Source organism: Enterocloster sp. OA13, from assembly GCF_022440595.1.
In the GTDB taxonomy this organism is placed as follows: Bacteria; Bacillota; Clostridia; order Lachnospirales; family Lachnospiraceae; genus Enterocloster; species Enterocloster hominis.
Genome location: NZ_JAKNTF010000001.1, coordinates 4,495,575 through 4,513,433 on the forward strand (window position 1 = coordinate 4,495,575; position 17,859 = coordinate 4,513,433).

Here is a 17,859-nt window from a genome sequence, read left to right on the forward strand (position 1 = left end):
ATGTGGAAAAATAGTGGACATAATTGTTCGCGGGCATGCCCAAATCCCCTTTTTTCCGTATAAAACCAAGAAATTCGAAATTGATTGACATTTTTTTATGTTAATCAAAAAATCCACATAGCTTCTTTACATAAAATGTTGAAAACTATGTGGATAATGTGGATAACTACTGGCCTAACAGCTTTTCCCCTACTTTTACAATGTCTCCGGCACCCATAGTTATCAACACATCGCCGTTTATACAATTTTCCAAAATAAATGTCTCTATGTCATCAAAGGACGGGATATAGTGGGCCTTTGTCCCAAGCCGCTCGATGCGCTGTGCAATATCCCGTGAGCTTACGCCCAGGGTATCGGTCTCCCTGGCAGCGTATATATCGGCAAGTATCACCTCGTCCGCGGCTGAAAGGGTCTCTGCGAACTGGTCCAGGAACGCCTTGGTCCTGGTGTACGTGTGGGGCTGGAACACGCACCACAGCTTCCTGTGAGGATAATTCTTTGCAGCGGACAGGGTTGCCTTTATCTCCTGGGGATGGTGGGCATAGTCATCAATGATGGTAATCCCGCCTATCTCCCCCTTTTTCTCAAACCTTCTGTCCGTGCCCGTGAACTTCCGAAGCCCTGCCATGACAGCGTCAAATCCGGCTCCCAATTCCATGGCCACGGCAATGGCCGCCAGGGAATTATACACATTATGCTCCCCTGTCACGCCCAGGGTGATGCGGTTCACCACTTCCCCCTGGATGACCAGGTCATAGGAGGGCCTTGCAAATCCGTCATATGTGATATCCTTTGCCGTATAGGTGCTGGAACTGTCCTTGCCAAAGGTGACAACCCTGCAGCCCAGCCCCTTCGTAATCTCCTCAACCGCATCAATGCCGCTGTTGATTACCAGAAGCCCCCTGGAGGGAAGCTTTTCTGCAAACAGCCGGAAGGAATGGCGGATATCCTGGATATCCTTAAAGAAATCCAGGTGGTCCTCCTCAATGTTCAGTATGACCTCCATGGTGGGATGGAATGACAGGAAGCTGTTGGTATATTCGCAGGCTTCCGTGACAAACAGCTCCGGGCTTCCCACCCTGATGTTGCCGCCTATATCCTGAAGGATGCCGCCCACGGAAATGGTCGGGTCCAGATTCCCTGCTAACAGGATATCCGTAATCATGGATGTGGTGGTGGTCTTGCCGTGGGTCCCGGATACGGCAACCGCCTGCTTATAGTTGCGCATCATCTCCCCTAAAAGCTCTGCCCTGGAAAGCATGGGGATCCCCTTTTCCTTAACAGCCATGAATTCCGGGTTATCCTCATGGATGGCGGCAGTATACACCACCACGTCAATGCCCGGTTCCTTCTCTATATTTGCAGCCCTCTGACCGTAGTACACCCTGGCGCCTCTATCCGTAAGATGGTCTGTAAGCCCTGTCTCATGGGAGTCAGAACCCGTAACGGTAAATCCTTCTTCCAGGAGGATTTCCGCCAGACCGCTCATGCTGATGCCTCCAATCCCGATAAAATGAACATGTTCCGGTTTTCCAAAATCTATCTGATACATAATCAATAATCCTTCCCTGTGCCCATAGAGCTGTCCGCAGCGCTGTCTGCACAAAAATATCTCTTCCTTATTATATCAAAAAAACACTGAAAAGCTATATAAAAAATGGAGAATTACCGTCCCCGCGGCAACTCTCCGTCATGTATCTTACTAAAATATATTATGTTCGTGCTGTGTCCGTGCTGTCCGGCCGCTGAAAATCAGGTTCTTATACCTGTCCAGGGTTATCAGCAGTACATTCCCAAGGACACCGATGGCCAGTATCTCACCGATTCCAACCGTTCCCATGGCCACGAGGATTAAATCCTCAGAACCATACGCATACCGCAGCACCCATGGGATGATGATGGTATTGGCAAGGATGGGCGGGATGCACACGCACCATCTGTGCTTCCTCACATACCATGAACCGGCTGCCCCAATCAGCGTTGCCAGGCTTCCGAATACCACGTCTAAGGGCATTGCCCCGCAGAGCAGGTTGGATAGCAGGCACCCCACAAACAGTCCCGGCACTGCTGCCGGCGTGAAGAAGGGCAGGATGCAGAGGGCCTCTGAAATCCTGAACTGGACCGGGCCAAAGCTGATGGGTGCAAACAGGATGGTAAGCACCACATAGATGGCTGCAATCATGGCCCCCTGGGCCAGCACATACAGCTTGTTGTTACTCTCTCTCATATTCTGTTGTCTCCTTTAGTTTTGTTTTAGGTGTGGAAGGTCTCGAACACACCATCTTATATGTCTTATTGACTGATAAAGTATAGCATCAGATTGCACAATTATCAAGACTTATTTTACCGGCTGTCTTCCCCTTCTCATTTACCTTCTCATTTATCCCCTTCTAATTTAAAGAACAAACATCATATGGGTAATGCCGCATTTTCTGTTTGATAGATATGCACAGGCTGATTATTTTATGCTATACTCACCATATACATCATAGTCCGGGGCATGAATCACAGCCTGCACCATCCATCACACCCTCACTACAACTACCGATTACTGACTGCATTTCACAGTCCGCCCCATCCACCCTGCGCATGAACGAGGTCCCTGCCATGAGTACAACCGGCTACATCAACATATCTCTTGAATTGTTCGGAGGACTGCTCTCACTGATATTCATCCTCAGCCTTTCCCTTGGCAGCCTCAAAAAGGAAACGCTGGAGCGGCTGTATATCCGCGTGCTTTCAATCAATACAATCCTGTTGTTTTCCGATGCCGCCGCATGGATCTTCAAGGGGCATCCTGACAGGTTCAGCTTCTGGATGGTACGGATAGCCAACTTCCTTGTGTTTACATTCGGATATATCCTGTTAGCAGTGTTTACGGATTATCTGGTCTGCTTTGTATCCGGGAAGGGGGCCGGGATATCCAGGGCCCCTTCCCGTCTCATGTGGTGGCTGGCCCTGTCAGCCATTGTCCTGGTAGTCATATCACAGTACAACCACATGTACTACCTGATTGACAGCCATAATGTCTACCACCGCCAGCGCTGGTTCTGGATATCCCAGATATACGGCATCATCTGCATGCTTATCAACGGGGCAATCCTGGCGCGGTACAGGAAGTATCTGTCCGGGAAAGAACTGGCCGGGCTGGCCGCCTACATATTGATGCCTGTCATAGCCATGCTGGTCCAGATGCTCATATACGGCATAGCGGTCCTATATATCGCCACCACGGTTTCGGCCCTGTGCATCTACATCAGCATCCAGGTGGAACAGTCCCGCAAATTCAGCCAGGAGGAGCTGGAACTGGAGAAAAGCCGGACAGCCATCATGCTGTCCCAGATCCATCCTCATTTCCTCTACAACTCCCTGTCCGTCATCAAGGGCCTGTGCCAGACCGACCCCAGGCAGGCGGAACTGGCTGTTGACCATTTCTCCGGTTTTTTAAGGGGGAACCTGGATTCCCTGACCGCCGGCTCCCCCATACCGTTCAGCCAGGAACTGTCCCATACAAGGCATTACCTGGAACTGGAACAGATGCGCTTTGGCCACAGGCTGAACGTTATCTATGACACGCCTGTGACGGACTTTTTAATCCCGCCCCTTACCCTGCAGCCCATTGTGGAGAATGCAGTCCGCCACGGCATCGTCAAGCGGGAGGAAGGCGGCACCCTGACGGTTGCCACTGCCCTGACCAGCGATGCCTATACGGTTACGGTGACAGATGACGGGGTCGGATTCGACCCTTCAGGCCCATTGCAGGACGGAAAAAAGCACATAGGCATACAGAATGTCAGGAAACGCCTCCAGGCCCAGTGCAGCGCAAGCCTGACCATCCGGAGTGTCCGGGGATGCGGCACCACGGCAATGATTACCCTCCCAAGGAAAGCTGGGGAAAAATAAAGCTGTTTTCATTCCATTTTAACAGAAAAGAGATGACTGAAACCATGAAAATAATTGCTGTAGATGATGAACCCCTTGTGCTGGATGTCCTGATAAAAGCCATCCGCGAGGCCGAGGCTGGCTGTGAAGTCCAGGGCTTCATGCGTTCCCGTGAGGCCCTGGCCGCGGTCCAGGACGGCCTGCGGCCGGATGTGGCATTCTTAGATATCGAGATGGCGGGCATAAACGGCCTGGAACTGGCCATGAAGATACGCGCCATTTCCAACAACACAAAAATCATTTTCGTCACAGGATATCCCCAGTATGCGCTGGATGCATACTCCATTCATGCCAGGGGATACCTGCTAAAGCCTGCCACCCCGGAACATGTCCGCGGTGAACTGAATGAGCTAAAACGCCCTCCGCTCCATGTAAACGGCCGTATCCGTGTGCAGACCTTTGGGAATTTTGAGATTTTTGTGGATGACAGGCCCCTTCACTTCAATCTGTCCAAGACCAAGGAACTGCTGGCCTATCTTGTTGACCGCCGCGGGGCGGCCGTCAACACAGGCGAGCTGTGTGCGGTACTGTGGGAGCAGCGGCCGGACAGCCTCTCGGTAAGAAGCCATCTGCGCACCCTGATATCTGATTTAAGCCGCACCCTTTCCCTGGCCGATGCCGGGGACATACTGATTAAAAGACGCAACAGCTTTGCCATTGACTGTGAAAAACTGGACTGTGACCTCTATGGTTTCCTGCGCCAGGAACCGGATGCCATCAACACCTACATGGGTGAATACATGATGCAGTATACATGGGCCGAGATGACACTAGGTGAACTGGAGCGCCAGAAATAGGATTTGATTTGCGGTTTCTTTGCGGTTTCCCTGCTATAGTAAAAAGAGAATACCCAGCACTGCGTTGCTAAAAGGAGACCCCTATGAAATCCATACAGACAAAATTCATTGCCCTGATATTAGGCTGCGTCCTGCTTTCCTCCCTGGTCATCGGAGGAGCCGGAATCATGAATGCCAATCAGGTGGTGGACAAGGATTCCGCCGATATCATGAATCTGATGTGCAGCGAAAAAGCCAATGAACTGAACGGGCTTTTTTCCTGCATCGAGCAGTCTGTCAATACAGTAGCAGTCTACGCAAACAGGGAACTGACGGATGTTAAGAAATTCAAGACCGACCCTGAATATGTGAGGGAATATACCAGACGTATCCAGGACATTGCCGTCAACGCCGCCAACAACACCCAGGGAGCGCTGGCCGTCTATGTGCGCTACAATCCGAATTTCACCTCCCCTACCTCAGGCCTTTTCTGGAGTAAGACAGCCCTGGACGGGCGGTTCCAGGAACTGCCGCCCACGGACTTCTCCCGGTACAGCCCGGACGACGTGGAGCATGTGGGCTGGTATTACCTTCCTGTCAAAAGCGGCCAGGCCACCTGGATGGCGCCCTATATGAACAAGAACATACAGGTTGAGATGATTTCCTATGTTGTTCCCCTGTACGCGGACAACACAACCATAGGCGTGGTAGGCATGGACATTGATTTCAGCCTTATCAAGAATTCAGTGAATACGATACACGTCTATGATACCGGTTATGCCTTCCTGACGGACGAACAGGCCAACATCATGTACCACAGGGATATACCGGCCAAAACCCCCATGGACAGCTTGGAAAGCAGCCTGCTCCCGGTTGCGGACAGACTGCGCAGCGGCGGCATCGGCAATTACCTGTTTTCCTATGAATGGAGGGGACACAGGAAACGGATGGCCCTGTGCAGCCTTAAGAACGGGATGCGTCTGGCCATCACCGCGCCCTCCAAAGAGATAGACGCAGCCAAGAATACGCTGATACTGCAAAGCAGCATTGCCCTGGTCAGCATATCCGCCCTGGCTGTCATCCTCACCATCCTGATGACCCGGCGCCTGATAAAACCCCTGAAGGAGCTGAACGAGGCAGCCAAGAAAATAGCCGAGGGTGACCTCTCCGTCTCCCTCTCCCACCAGACCAAGGACGAGGTGGGCATGCTGGCCGACAGTTTCCAGCAGACCGTCAACCATCTGCAGAAATACATTAATTACATCAACGGCCTTGCTTACCGGGACGGCCTCACCGGGGTCAAGAACAAAACCGCCTATCAGGAAACCGTGGCCAACCTGGAAGAAAAGACCAGGACCGGGCGGCCTGAGTTTGCGATGATTGTCTTCGACATCAACAACCTGAAAACAATTAACGACACCCAGGGCCATGACTTCGGTGACATACTGATCATCGATTCCTGCAAACTCATCTGCAAGGTATTCAAGCGCAGTCCGGTCTACCGCATCGGCGGCGATGAATTTGTGGTGATTCTGGAAAATGATGACTTTGAAAACTATGAAGAGCTTCTGGACCGCTTCAACACGGCTTTGGATGACTACAACAGACACGCCAGGCCTGACGGCAGGATATCCATTGCCAGAGGCATTGCCATCTATGAGGAAAATGTGGACCTGACGGTCAGCGATGTATTCAAGCGCGCTGACGATGCCATGTACCAGAATAAGATACAGATGAAAAAACGGAGGGAAAAGGCAGACCGCAGCGGATCAGGCAGTAACGCAGACCTTTGTCCGGACGGCAGTACCGACCGTAATCCGGACAGGTAGTACCGGCCATAATCCAGACAGGTAGTACCAGCCATAATCCGGACCGTAGTCTAAACAGTGGATTAAACACATAAATAGCCATGGTTATCCCAATTATATTATTGAGAGTCCCAAAACAGCCAGATACAGGCAGACGGTACAAATCCCCATCTGCCTGTATCTTTTCATCTTATCATTTCCAAAATCATGAGAAGCCATAAATCCCCGGCTTCAGGCCCGGTCAATGTCCGCATGTCCCACCATGCCCATGGCAGCTGTGTTCCCCGCCTTCATGGTGATGGTTACACATGGTATCCGGATCATAATCCAGGCTGCCTTTTAAGAATGCATCCACAGCCTCATCCGCATTACCGGATGCTCCCGGGTACAGATCAATCCCGGCCTGGGCCAGGGCAACCCTGGCGCCCCCGCCGATCCCGCCGCAGATAAGCGCTTCCACACCCAGGTTCTTCAAAAATACGGCCAGGGCTTCATGGCCGCTTCCTCCAGTCCCCACAACCTGTGATGACACCACCCTGCCATCTTCCGTCTCATAAAGCTTAAATGCCTCACAATGTCCAAAGTGCTGGAATATCTGCTCATTCTCGTATGTTACAGCTATCTTCATTACAATCTCCTCCTGATTTGTTATTGCAGCGGCGTCTCTGGCACCGGCGCTTCCCGCAGTCCTTACCGCAGCAGCTGCCAGCATCCGGGCACAGGCTGTAATTGCCTCCCCGTATGGCTAACTGCCGTCCATTGACCAGACAGTCCGCCAGCTTCTTCCTGGCGGAATTATAAACCGCCTGGACCGTGGTCCTGGCTACTCCCATCTGCCCGGCACACTCCTCCTGGGTGCAGTCAAGCAGATCAATGAGCCGTATTGTCTCATACTCCTCCAGTGTAAGCTCCACCCTTGTATCCGCATCCTGATCCAATGGACCGAATACTTCTACCGTTGGCTGTGAACAGACTCTTCTGGCTTTAAAGGGCCTTGCCATGCGCATTCTCCTTATCCGCTGCTGTTGCCGCATTGTTTCTGACTTATGTCATTAACTATACAATCATTATTGACATATGTCAATATCTTTTTTGGATTTATCGGCCCTGTTCCCGGAAGCAAACAAAACAGAGGCTGCGTCCCCATCAACGCCACCCCTGCCTATAAAAAAATCTCCTCTCTTCCCTCACACACAAGAGGGCACAAACACCTGTCCCCTTGCGCCAACCAGGTGCCCCAGCCCCAGACTGGTAACCATGGCCTGCTCAATCCCTTCCATCTGACAGGAATCCAGGTGTCCTATGTATTCCTTTAAACGGTTCCTGTCAATGGTGCGTATCTGTTCTGCCAACACGGTGGAATCCTGCTTCAGCCCTCCCCGCATCCTCCGGATACACACATGGGTCGGAATGGCTGCCTTAGTGGAACGGCTGGTGATGGCTGCTACGATGACCGTAGGGCTATACTTATTTCCCACATCATTCTGGATGACCAGGACAGGACGTACGCCTCCCTGTTCAGATCCTACCACCGGTGACAGGTCCGCATAATATAAATCCCCTCTCAGGACATTCTGACTGATATTTTTGTTCTCTCTATACATAACATTACCTCACTGATTCATAAATGGTGTTTCCTACTGGAGATTATCGCCATTTTTGAGGTAATTAAACATCAGTCCCGCATAAGATAACCTTTTTTATCCAATGCCTCCTCGATAAGATTCAGATTCCGTTCCTCCTGCGCGGCCACTGTGTGGTAATGACAGCCGCCTGTAAGGGCCTTTAACGGCTGGTCATGGGACTGCTCCATCTGTGCCACGAACTCAGACGCATCCAGGCGGTTATTGATGATCAGGTCCACGGTAATATGCCCGTAAAGCCCATGTTCCACCGACACATCCAGCACCCTTCCGCCGTAATCCACAATGGTCTGTAACTCATCCAGGGTATCCTCCGTGTTATGGTTCACGCGCATTACCCGCATGCATTCCCTGCCGTCCATTTCGGGGCTGTGAAGGATGTAACCCTTATAAGTAGACATAATCTCCTTATTATCCGCCCTTAAAAGAGCAATATCCTGCACAATCACCTGCCTGCTGACCCCCAGTTTCCCCGCCAGTTCGGTTCCTGATACTGGCGTTGTCCTGTCATTCAATATTTCCAGGATATTCATCCTTCGCATTTCACCGTCCGTCATCCTTTTACTTCCCGCCGTCATGTCTGTCTGCCTCCGCCATGTCCAGATCCACTGTGGATTCTACTATATCTGCATCCGCCATATCCGATGCTGCTTCCGCCATATCCGATGCTGCTTCCGTCACATCCGCCGGCTCCGTCACATCCGTTGCTGCCTCCGCCATATCCTCCACCGTCAGGAAACTCCCCTCATACCCCAGGCAGCTGCACAGACCCGTCACATGCGGCTGTTCCAGTCTTGCCTCACTGAGGGCGTCCGTTTCATAGTATACCCGGCTCTTCGGCCCGTCCGCCAGCACACGTCCATGGGCCATCACAATCATGCGTTCAAAATAAGCGGCGGCAAAATCCATGTCGTGCAGGATAGCCAGGACCATTTTCCCTTCCAGCGCCAGCTTCTGCACAATGCCGCCCAGCCGTCTGCGTCCTCCTGCGTCCTGCGCAATGGTGGGTTCATCCAGGATCAGCACCTGTGGTTCCATGGCAAGTACGGATGCAATGGCCACCATTTTCCTGTCCGCCAGGTCCAGGTCATAAGGATTCTCATCCTGTACTGACAACAGTCCCACTGTCTCCAATGCCTTGACCGCGCTCTTTCTGGCAGCAGCCCTATCCATCCCCAGGTTCACCGGTCCCACCATTACCTCGTCCAGCACACGGTTCTTAAATATCTGGTCATCCGGATTCTGGAACACATACCCGACCCGGCCGGCCAGTCCTGCCACGGTTTTCTCCCCGATATCCTCTCCCTGAAGCAGGATTCGTCCGCTGTCAGGTTTCAGAATCCCTTTCAGCAGCTTGACAAGCGTGGTCTTTCCCGCGCCATTCTGTCCGATGACGGCAGTGGGCCGCCGGTCCAGTTCCAGATTGAGCGCCTTGATGACCGGGCGGTCCTTGGTGTAGGAGAATCCCAGATTCTCTATGGAGAACACGGGGACGGATTCCGGTATTCCTTTTACATCGTCCCCTGCGCCCTCATCCATTTCCCCTGTCCGGCACAGTTTTTCCGGAAAATGCTCCCGCAATGCCAGGGTCTGCTCCAGCGTCACCGGATAACAATTCCCGTATTTCACGGAAAATACCTTTGCAGCCTGTGTATACACAGGAGGCTCAATCCCCAACGTCCCCAGATCCTCCCTGGAAAATATCCGCTCCGGGCTGTCATATGCAATCTGTTTACCCTCATGCAGCAGCAACAGGCGGCTGCAGTAGGATGCCAGCTTTTCCATCTTGTGTTCCACCATGATGATGGTAATCCCCGACCCTGCCAGGCGGTCCACCACCCGGAACACCTCCTCGCTGCCCTGGGGATCCAGCTGGGAGGTAGGCTCGTCCAATACAAGTACTTCCGGCTCCATGGCCAGGATACTGGCAATGGCAACCCTCTGTATCTGGCCGCCCGATAAATCAAATGGGTTGCGCTCCCTGTATGGGCTGATTTCCAACAGTTCCAGGCTTCGCTCCACCCGCTCCAGGATTTCCTCCCTTGGCACGCCCAGGTTCTGGAGCCCGAACGCCACCTCGCCAAACACCGTGTCCCTGGCCCCGGAGAGCTGGTTAAAGGGATTCTGGAACACCAGCCCTACCTTCTTGCAGAGTTCGGATACCGGGGTCTTGGACGCTTCCAAGCCGTCAATCATGACCTGCCCTCCGTAAGCGCCGCCGAACATCCCCGGCACCAGACCCATGAATGCCTGGCACAAGGTACTCTTTCCTGCTTTATTCCCACCCAGTATCCCGATGAACTCACCTTTCTCCACCTTGAACCCCAGGCCGTCAAGAGCCAGCTTCTCTGTGTGGGGATACCTGTATTTCAGATTCTTAACCTCAATAAATGACATGGACTGCCCTCCATCCAACGGCACATACAATGAGAAGGGCCATGGCCGCCGCGAAAAGCCTGTCCCTTCTTCCCATCTTCCCGTCCGTCAGGAATGTCTTCTTTTCCTTTGAATCAAATCCCCTGACCTCCAGTGCAATGGCCCTTTCCCTTGTATTGATCAGGGAGCTGCTGACTACGGGAGCAATGAGCGGGATGAATGCCTTGGCCCTCACAAGAAGGTTTCCCTCTGTTTCCATTCCCCTGCTTCTCTGGGCATCCATGATGGTATTCATGGTCCCCATCATCTGGGGTATAATCTGGAATACGGAACTGATCATATATCCGAATCTGGGCGGAAATCCAATCTGCTCCAGGTCATCCACCAGTTCGGCCGGCTTGGTGGACAGCACGAACACCGCAAATGCCAGCAGCATGTTAAGGATATTAAACCCGATACCTGCCGCATACCGGATGCCTTCCCGGTAGAACTGGAGCGGCCCCAGCGCGAACATCACATTCTGGTTGGCCCGGTTGAACAGACCGTGGATCAGGAACACCGTGGCAATGATGGTAAAGGAAAATGCAATCAGCGGGAAGACCCTGGATATAATCTTCCCACTGACCAAAAGACACAGGCTGACCCCGATGGACACCGCAAACATCCACAGGGAGCCTGCAATCAAAGGAACGCTGACCGCCGCCAGGATATAAGATAATTTTGCAAATGGATGGAGCCTCGTCAGGTATGTATCCTGCTCCACATAAAGGCTTATATTCTTCATACAGGTACCATTTCCTTCCTCATCGTTTCCTTCCTTATCATATCCTTACCGTCAGTCCAGGCTCTCCACCTTATTATCCACATCATACATGGATGTAAGCTTGCCTGGCAGCCCCTTCACAATGGCGTATACCACCAGGATGGTAATCAGCTTATCCGGCACATCCACCACCACTTCATCCAGAAGCGACCCAAGGAAAACCGGCATCCCGGAAGCCTGGGACCATGCAAATACAGCATCCCCCCATACATTGCCCGTGGTACCGCCCCAGAAGATGATGTTAAGGGGTGTGGAAATCACCACTGCGGCCAGTCCGGCCACGCAGGCTGAAAGAATCGCCCCCGGCAGCTTTTTCATCTGTCCCAGCCGGGCCATGATTCCCACTGCCACTCCGATTCCAAGGCTGGTAAGCGCATAAACCAGCGTTATGGTATCCCCTGTGGTAAAGCCGTAAATCAGGTTATTGGCAGCGCCGCACACAGCGCCGATGACCGGCCCGCCAAGGACGGCGCCAATGCAGGTTCCGATGGAATCCAGCCACAGCGGCAGCTTCAGCACGGATGCAAACAGCTTTCCAAGATAGTTGATCCCGATACATGCCGGGATCAGCACAAAACAGGCTGCGTTTAATTTTGTCTTAAATAAATGGTTCATACTCAATCCTCCCTGGTTTTTATACTATCCAGAGGATTTTAACGCAAATATACTGTCTTGTCAACCAAATGTCAGGTGACAAGACAGTATCATTTCCTGATGCTGCGTGTTAAGTCCGTTCCTTTCCCCGTCCGTGGGCTTCCGGCCGGCCCTTCTCATCCATCCACAGGCTTCCGGCCGGCCCTTCCCCATCCGTCCGCATGTTTCAGTCCATCCCTTCCCCATCTGTCCGAAGGCTTCAGTCCATCCCTTCCCCATCCAGCTGTCCGCTCCTGTCCCTATAACAGGTATGCAGCATCTTCTCAGCCAGTCCGCTTAAGGGTTTTCCATAAAATTCGCTGTACAGCGCCTTAATCTCTTCATTCTCATGGCTCAGGCGTACCTTCATGGCGCCGTCCCTCTTATAGAGGCTGTCAATCCGCTTCTGCCGCAGGGCATCCCCTTCAAACTTCTTATCCTTGGGCTGTCCGCCTCCGCCGATGCATCCGCCCGGACATGTCATGACTTCCACGAAATGGTACTGCTTTTCCCCTTCCTTCATCTGCTCCAGGAACCGGCGCAGGCTGGCGGTTCCGTACACCACCGCAACATTTACCGTCATACCGCCTACCTGCAGGCTGGCTTCCTTTACTGCCTCCATTCCCCTTACAGGTTCTAACTGGTAGAGCACGGCAGGCGCCTTGTCCCCTGTTATATACTCATAGGCCGTGCGCAGGGCCGCCTCCATCACTCCGCCTGTATTGCCGAAGATGACCCCGGCTCCGGAGCCCTGGCCCATAAGCCTGTCATAATCAGAATCCTCCAGGGCTGAAAAATCAATATTCTTCATCCTGGCCCACTGGGCCAGCTCCCTGGTGGTGATTACATAATCCATGTCCCGCATATCCTCAATACCAAGGTACTGCCCTGCCGCATTCATCTCCTGCCTGCGGATTTCATACTTCTTGGCCGTACACGGGGTAACTGCCACATTGACAATCCTCTTGGGGTCAATGCCCATTTTCTGTGCAAAATAAGTCTTAATGGTCGGCCCCTGCATGCCGATCGGGCTCTTGGCAGAGGAGATGTGGGGGAGCATTTCAGGATAATAGATTTCCGCAAACTTCACCCAAGCAGGACAGCAGCTGGTAAACTGGGGCAGCGGCCTGTCTCCCGTGGTAATCCGTTCAATCAGCTCACTGGCCTCCTCCATGATGGTCAGGTCAGCCGCAAAGTTGGTATCCAGCACATAATCCACACCCAGGGCGCGCAGCAGAGCCACCATCTTCCCCTGGACAAAGCTGCCGTCCTCCATGCCGAATTCCTCTCCCAGCGCAGCGCGCACCGAAGGTGAGGTAGACACCACCACCACTTTTTCCGGGTCCATGATATCAGCGGCCACCATGCCGTATTCAGGCTGTTCCCGGATGCTCTCCACCGGACAGACATTGGCGCACTGGCCGCAGTTGATACAGACAGCCCTGTCCCCGGTCCTTAACAGGTCATAGGTCCCAAGGACGCCGATGTAATCACGGCACATGTCACGGCATTGGCCGCACTTGATGCATCTGGATTCCTCCCTGAAGATGGAAACATTTTCCTTGTCAATGGGTACCCTTACTTCCGGTGATAAATGTTTACTCATAGCTTTTACCTCACACTTTCTCTGTTGTATTGTTTGTGGTAATTCCGTGCAATCCTAATATTAATAATAATTACTATTATTGTATTTGTCAACCACTTTTGGCTTTTTTTCTCATCTGCACAAAAAACAGGAGGGTCCGGATCAGGCAACAGGAAAACCATCGCCAGATCAGAACACTCCTGCTCTATCTCAAATATCAATCCATCCGCTATTAATCCGTCCGCTATTAATCCATCCGCCGCCTGGTTGTGCCTGTGCACCGTCCATACCGATTGGCCGGCCATATCTTCCCCTGTCATGGATCCTATTGCAGTTCCCTGCATATCTCCCTGTAAACATCCCCATATATACTGCCTTTGTTCCATATAAAAGCAAAATCATGCTCCATCTGGAAATCCCGCAGCTGCAGTTCACGGATCCTGCCGTCCTCAATTCCCTCTTCCACCGCGGTCCTGTAAAGGAAGGTGACGCCAGCGTCCTTCTCCAGCAGCTGGAGGATTACATGCATACTCCCAACCTCGGTCATATGGGCAAAATCCGTCAGCCGGATATTCTTTATCTCCAGGTTCTTCTCCAGTATATCCCTTGTCCCCGACCCCGGCTCCCGAATCAGGAGATGCTCCCCTAACAGGTCCTTAAGCTGCCCAGGCTCACGCTTAAACCGGTGGCAGGAAGCGCACACCGGGATAAATGGCTCGGTCCGGTACACCAGGGAATCGTAGATACGCTCATCATAGTACCCCTCCACCATGGCAAACTGGATATCCCCGTTTGAAAGCTTATGAAGAAGCTCATCCGTGTTGCCGATGGATACCCGGATATCCGCGTCCGGATGCCGGTGTATATAGGAAGCCAGGGGCGTGGATATGACTGACTCCCCAATAGTCCTTGTGGTCCCAAACCTCAAGGTAGGGGCCTGCTCCGGAACGCAGGCCAGCAGCTCCTTCAGGTGGGCCTCGTCATTCTTGAGCGTGGTAGCTGCCTGGAGCAGCCTTTCACCTGCCGGGGAAAGATGTACCTTCTTCCCCTCACTGATAAACAGCCTGACCCCATAAAGCGTTTCCAGATACCGTATATGCTGCGATACGGCTGGCTGTGTAATGTGCAGCTCCTCAGCGGCCTTGGTGTAATTCATATGCCTGCATACGGCAAGAAATGTGTAAACCCTGAAATCCAGCATGATCCAAATCCCCTTTATCCACCTATATTTCCAACGTATTTTATGCTTATTCCTTATCATAACATAACTTTATTAAAATATAAATATATATAATTTTACTTTATGCTTTCCATAAGTTACCATGTATTCCAGGTTACACCAATACATACCGATATTTTGAGGAGGAAAAAGGAATGATAGGATTGAAACAAAAATGGAAGGGACTGCTTCTGTGTCTGGTCATCGCACTGCCGTCCTGGTTTTTAGGGAAACTATTCCCCATTGTAGGAGGCGCCGTGATTGCCATCCTGGCGGGCATGGTCCTCACAGGCTTCATCCGGCACAAGGAAGCGCTGGAACCGGGAATTAAATTTACATCAAAGAAAATACTTCAATGGGCCGTCATACTTCTTGGCTTTGGGATGAATCTGAGTGTTGTCCTGGAAACGGGCAAACAGTCCCTGCCAATCATAATCTCCACCATCACAACCTCCCTGATCATTGCATATGCATTACATAAAGCCATGAATATTCCATCTAAGATATCCACCCTGGTGGGCGTTGGTTCCTCCATCTGCGGTGGTTCCGCCATTGCGGCCACTGCCCCGGTCATTGACGCTGACGATGAAGAGGTTGCGCAGGCAATCTCCGTCATCTTCTTCTTTAACGTGCTGGCAGCAATCCTGTTCCCGGCCTTTGGGAAAATGCTTGGATTTGACACAATGTCCGGCAACGCTTTCGGCGTATTCGCGGGCACTGCCATCAATGACACCTCCTCCGTGACAGCCGCCGCATCCACCTGGGACGGCATGTGGAACCTTGGCTCCGCCACCCTGGACAAAGCAGTGACCGTAAAGCTTACCAGGACCCTGGCAATCATCCCAATCACCCTGTTCCTGGCATTCATAAGGACCAGGAACGAAGAAAAAAATGATAGGGCACAGGGACAGTCCGTAAGCTTCAAGGATATATTCCCATTCTTCATCCTTTACTTCATGGCTGCCTCCATCCTCACCACCATAGCCCTTAATGCGGGTGTGCCCATGGCCTTTTTCCAGCCCATCAAGGAACTGAGCAAATTCTTCATTGTTCTGGCCATGGCTGCCATCGGACTTAACACCAACCTGGTAAAACTCATAAAGACCGGCGGGAAGCCAATCTTCATGGGTGCGTGCTGCTGGGCGGGCATCACGGCTGTAAGCCTGGGGCTTCAGAGTATTCTCGGCATCTGGTAAACCCAGCCCCCTTCCAGTGTTCAGTTTCCTGCGATTAAAATAAGGCCGCCACCGTCAGCTGACGGTGCGGCCTTACTTCATATTCCAATCGACTTCATATTCCAATCGGTAACCCTGCCTGAATGTATCCCGGGTCAGGCGTTCTTTCCTTCCAAAGCATGGACCATATTCACCACAAACTCATGGCTTGGCACTGGTACGCCCACCTTTGCCGCGGCGCGCACAACCGAACCGCTGATGGTGTCCACCTCGCTCTTCCTTCCATCCCTTAAGTCGGCACGGATGGAGGTGCAGCCATTGGGAGACATCTCGGAGGTCTTCCTTACCTTGGCGGCAATGGCTTCCTCGTCAGCCTCAAGGCCCATGGCCTTGGCCACTGCCACTGCCTCCTTAATGAGCCTGCGTGTCATGGCCCAGGCGTATTCATTGGATGCGATGTAGCCCATATCCACCTGAAGGATGCCTGTCACCGCGCTTAAGGATACATTGGTAAACAGCTTATCCCAGATCAGCTGCTGGATATTGGCATGGATTTTCACATTGAACCCGCAGCAGTCAAATGCTTCCTTCAGTCTTGGCAGGAAACCGTCCTTATCCTCAACCAGCATGCCCACATTGGTGTTTCCCTCACCGCCGCGTCTGATATGGCCCAGTCCAAGAACCGCGCCATTATCCTCAGTGGTCCCGATAACAATATGGTCCTGGTCAACAAACTCTCCCAGGATGTCTTCATGTCCGGAACCGTTCTGCAGTGTCATCACATAGGTATCCGGCCCAATCAGGCTCTTATTGCCTGACAGGGCTGCCCGTGAGAACAGGGACTTCACGAACAGGATGACCAGATCCACTGGTTCAAGCCCCTCCGTGGATGTCATGGCCTGTGGGCGGTATATCACATCCTGGCCGTTCTCCTGTATCTTAAGACCTTCTTTCCGGATATGCTCCACAACCGGAGCAGCCGTATCTACAAGATATACTTCATTGTTCTGTGACAGATGTCCGCCATAGATGGAACCCATGGCTCCGGCGCCGATTACAGCTATTCTCATATTTCCCACCTTCTATCATGCATATTATGCAGTAAATCCTGGCAGACCCTCGATTGCATATGCGCGGACCGGCATGGAGTCAGCGCCAATGAGCGGTAATGGGGTATAGGACATGAAGAAGGTATCGGTAGAAAGCTCCTCCAGGTTCTTTAATACTTCCAGGAATACAATGTCCACTTCCATCAGGATATCATGGAAAGGCTTAACGTCCTCGTTGCAGTTCTCAATGGAAACACCGTCGCCAAAGCCCACACATTTCACTTTGTGGTTGCGGAACCACCATGCGCTCTCGGCATTGATGAACAGACGCTTGTCATCCGGGCTGTTGGTAGCGGGTGTGAATGGAGGGAACTTCCAGTTGCTGTCCAGGATCACAATATCCCCTTCCTTGATGCGGTCCCCGCATGCACGGTCCAGGTCAGCTGCGCTGATGTGTGCATTGGGCTCCAGGAAATCGATGTTCACATAGATTGCACGTCCCATAAATGTAGTCAGAGGAAGATCCCCAACCGACTTCCCATCCTCAAAGTGATGGTAAGGACACTCGCAGTGTGTTCCCAGATGGGTGGTCAGATCCAGCGCCGTGTGGAAATCCGGGATCGGGCCGCCTGTGTTGTAGCGGATCAGATGACATCTTCTGGACTCTGTTGCCGGATCCAGCACCTTTGTTAAATCAACCAGTCTTAAACCATTGCCTAATTCGTATACGCTCATTGCTTAATACCTCCTGTTAATATGATTCATTATCGTTGAGTTCATTATACCAGTATACCGGTATACCGGTCAAGCACTTTTTCATTGACTTTATA

The 17,859-nt window shown here is 52.1% G+C and carries 18 protein-coding genes; 4 read left to right on the forward strand and 14 right to left on the reverse strand.

From position 1 onward, the window contains the following. Nucleotides 1-166 precede the first annotated feature (166 nt). Both murC and MCJ35_RS19950 read right to left on the reverse strand, forming a co-directional pair. A complete protein-coding gene (gene murC / locus MCJ35_RS19945; RefSeq protein ID WP_025485682.1) occupies nucleotides 167-1,552 on the reverse strand; it encodes a UDP-N-acetylmuramate--L-alanine ligase in 1,386 nt (461 codons plus the stop codon). Between the two features lie 150 nt (nucleotides 1,553-1,702). Continuing rightward, nucleotides 1,703-2,227 carry a QueT transporter family protein gene (locus tag MCJ35_RS19950; protein WP_008719572.1) on the reverse strand — a complete coding sequence of 175 codons (525 nt, stop codon included), beginning with the start codon at nucleotides 2,225-2,227 and terminating at the stop codon, nucleotides 1,703-1,705. A 380-nt stretch (nucleotides 2,228-2,607) separates the two neighbouring features. Here MCJ35_RS19950 and MCJ35_RS19955 point away from each other — a divergent pair, with 380 nt between their 5' ends. The 3 genes from MCJ35_RS19955 to MCJ35_RS19965 all read left to right on the forward strand — a co-directional run bounded on the left by MCJ35_RS19955 (nucleotide 2,608) and on the right by MCJ35_RS19965 (nucleotide 6,547). Continuing rightward, nucleotides 2,608-3,903, forward strand: coding sequence for a sensor histidine kinase (locus MCJ35_RS19955; RefSeq protein ID WP_240299629.1), 1,296 nt, complete (start codon nucleotides 2,608-2,610; stop codon nucleotides 3,901-3,903). 44 nt (nucleotides 3,904-3,947) lie between these two features. Then, nucleotides 3,948-4,739: a response regulator gene (locus MCJ35_RS19960; protein WP_025485681.1), complete on the forward strand. Its 792-nt coding sequence runs from the start codon at nucleotides 3,948-3,950 to the stop codon at nucleotides 4,737-4,739. 83 nt (nucleotides 4,740-4,822) lie between these two features. Further along, nucleotides 4,823-6,547 carry a sensor domain-containing diguanylate cyclase gene (locus MCJ35_RS19965; RefSeq protein WP_025485679.1) on the forward strand — a complete coding sequence of 575 codons (1,725 nt, stop codon included), beginning with the start codon at nucleotides 4,823-4,825 and terminating at the stop codon, nucleotides 6,545-6,547. Nucleotides 6,548-6,767: 220 nt separating this feature from the next. On the opposite strand, the gene MCJ35_RS19970 is transcribed toward MCJ35_RS19965, so the two are convergent. The 10 genes from MCJ35_RS19970 to MCJ35_RS20015 all read right to left on the reverse strand — a co-directional run bounded on the left by MCJ35_RS19970 (nucleotide 6,768) and on the right by MCJ35_RS20015 (nucleotide 14,787). Further along, entirely contained in the window at nucleotides 6,768-7,154 is a 387-nt protein-coding gene (locus MCJ35_RS19970) for a NifB/NifX family molybdenum-iron cluster-binding protein (protein ID WP_040380192.1), read from the reverse strand. Beyond that, entirely contained in the window at nucleotides 7,126-7,527 is a 402-nt protein-coding gene (locus MCJ35_RS19975) for a DUF134 domain-containing protein (RefSeq protein ID WP_008719582.1), read from the reverse strand. The genes MCJ35_RS19970 and MCJ35_RS19975 overlap by 29 nt, the downstream gene beginning before the upstream one ends. Before the next feature lie 186 nt (nucleotides 7,528-7,713). Further along, entirely contained in the window at nucleotides 7,714-8,130 is a 417-nt protein-coding gene (locus MCJ35_RS19980) for a type II toxin-antitoxin system PemK/MazF family toxin (RefSeq protein WP_008719583.1), read from the reverse strand. 71 nt (nucleotides 8,131-8,201) lie between these two features. Beyond that, nucleotides 8,202-8,747: a transcription repressor NadR gene (locus MCJ35_RS19985; protein WP_034577585.1), complete on the reverse strand. Its 546-nt coding sequence runs from the start codon at nucleotides 8,745-8,747 to the stop codon at nucleotides 8,202-8,204. Beyond that, nucleotides 8,731-10,566: an ABC transporter ATP-binding protein gene (locus tag MCJ35_RS19990; RefSeq protein WP_025485676.1), complete on the reverse strand. Its 1,836-nt coding sequence runs from the start codon at nucleotides 10,564-10,566 to the stop codon at nucleotides 8,731-8,733. Before MCJ35_RS19990 ends, MCJ35_RS19985 begins: the two co-directional genes overlap by 17 nt. Beyond that, entirely contained in the window at nucleotides 10,553-11,329 is a 777-nt protein-coding gene (locus MCJ35_RS19995; protein WP_025485675.1) for an energy-coupling factor transporter transmembrane component T family protein, read from the reverse strand. Before MCJ35_RS19995 ends, MCJ35_RS19990 begins: the two co-directional genes overlap by 14 nt. Before the next feature lie 51 nt (nucleotides 11,330-11,380). Then, nucleotides 11,381-11,983, reverse strand: coding sequence for an ECF transporter S component (locus MCJ35_RS20000; protein WP_008719590.1), 603 nt, complete (start codon nucleotides 11,981-11,983; stop codon nucleotides 11,381-11,383). 238 nt (nucleotides 11,984-12,221) lie between these two features. Beyond that, on the reverse strand, nucleotides 12,222-13,607 hold the full coding sequence (locus MCJ35_RS20005) for a [FeFe] hydrogenase, group A (protein ID WP_025485673.1): 1,386 nt from the start codon (nucleotides 13,605-13,607) through the stop codon (nucleotides 12,222-12,224). Nucleotides 13,608-13,612: 5 nt separating this feature from the next. Beyond that, nucleotides 13,613-13,930, reverse strand: coding sequence for a hypothetical protein (locus MCJ35_RS20010; protein WP_025485672.1), 318 nt, complete (start codon nucleotides 13,928-13,930; stop codon nucleotides 13,613-13,615). Then, nucleotides 13,912-14,787 (reverse strand): LysR substrate-binding domain-containing protein, encoded by an 876-nt coding sequence (locus MCJ35_RS20015; RefSeq protein WP_008719597.1) that lies wholly within the window; start codon nucleotides 14,785-14,787, stop codon nucleotides 13,912-13,914. The genes MCJ35_RS20010 and MCJ35_RS20015 overlap by 19 nt, the downstream gene beginning before the upstream one ends. Before the next feature lie 173 nt (nucleotides 14,788-14,960). On the opposite strand from MCJ35_RS20015, the gene MCJ35_RS20020 reads away from it, so the two are divergent. After that, on the forward strand, nucleotides 14,961-16,001 hold the full coding sequence (locus tag MCJ35_RS20020) for a YeiH family protein (RefSeq protein WP_025485671.1): 1,041 nt from the start codon (nucleotides 14,961-14,963) through the stop codon (nucleotides 15,999-16,001). Nucleotides 16,002-16,135: 134 nt separating this feature from the next. Here MCJ35_RS20020 and MCJ35_RS20025 read toward each other — a convergent pair whose 3' ends face one another. After that, nucleotides 16,136-17,050 carry a ketopantoate reductase family protein gene (locus MCJ35_RS20025; protein WP_025485670.1) on the reverse strand — a complete coding sequence of 305 codons (915 nt, stop codon included), beginning with the start codon at nucleotides 17,048-17,050 and terminating at the stop codon, nucleotides 16,136-16,138. A gap of 24 nt (nucleotides 17,051-17,074) precedes the next feature. Then, complete coding sequence (locus tag MCJ35_RS20030; protein WP_025485669.1) at nucleotides 17,075-17,764, reverse strand: cyclase family protein; 690 nt, start codon at nucleotides 17,762-17,764, stop codon at nucleotides 17,075-17,077. Between the last annotated feature and the right edge of the window lie 95 nt (nucleotides 17,765-17,859).